General features: G+C 81.5%; 1 pseudogene. It reads left to right on the forward strand.

Features of this window, described 5'->3' with window-relative positions:
• Positions 1-144: 144 nt before the first annotated feature.
• Positions 145-1,008: pseudogene (locus AB0K37_RS42350) on the forward strand (hypothetical protein); the annotation flags it as partial.

Consider the following 1,008-nt stretch of genomic DNA (forward strand, 5'->3'; position numbering starts at 1 on the left):
CGCGGGACGCCCAGTCGTAGAGGAGGCGGCGGTCGGAGTCGGGGACGCCCATGATGTGGGCCAGCGTCCAGACGGGGAGGTCCGCGGCGCGGAACCGCCGTCCCCGCCTGGGTGTGGCGCGACCTCGCGCCGGGCGTCCCGGCGATGGGCCTCGATCTCACCCTCGCCGTGCACGAGCGGGCGCGGGCGGCCGGGGCGGCGGACCTCGCCGGCCGGTGCGCGCTGCGCGTCGGCGAGCTGGTCTCCGGGAGGCTCGCGGCGGCGTCCCGCCTGACGGAGGTCGCGGAGGCCGCCGGGGTGGCGGAGCGCGCCGGGGTTCCGGCCGACCCGGGCGAGGTGACGGCGGCGGCGGCGCGCTGCGTCCGGCGCGGCCTCGCCGAGCCGGAGGCCGCGCTCGCCGACCGCCCGGCCGGGCTGCGGGACGCGCTGCTGGACGGGATCGTCGCCGGGCTCGCCGGATCCGGGGACCGGGCGTCCGCCCTCACCCCCGCCACCTGCGACCTGCTCTACGAGCACGCCGGACGGCTGCGCGCCGCCCCCGGGGTGGCGGTCGCCGTGCTGGCGTCGGTCGGGCGGAGGCATCCCGGCCGCCGGGTCGCGGTGACGGGCGAGCTGCTGCGCCTGGACGGCGGCGGCGCCGCGGACATCGGCGACGCGCTCCGCGACCTCTGGGCGACGCCCCCGTCCGCCTCCGCGTGCCTCGACCTCCTGGACGCCTGCGGGTCCGCGCCGCCGCCCCCGGCGCTGGCGGAACTGCCGTCGCGGACCTTCGCGCGGCTCGCCTCCACGGGCGGCGACGGCCTCACGGACCCGGCGACCCTGCGGCTCGCCGAGCGGGTCCGCGAGCTCATGCCGGACGGGCGCGCCGGGCACGACGCGGCCCTCGTCCAGGCGTACGGAACGGCCATCACCGCGGGTCCGCCGCGGGCCGCGCGGGCGCTGGAGCGCCTCGCCGACGCCGGCGGCGCCACCGGACTCCTCGCCCGGGAGGCGTTCGCCGACGCGGCG

The sequence above is a fragment of the Actinomadura sp. NPDC049753 genome (assembly GCF_040674655.1).
Lineage (GTDB): Bacteria > Actinomycetota > Actinomycetes > Streptosporangiales > Streptosporangiaceae > Spirillospora > Spirillospora verrucosospora.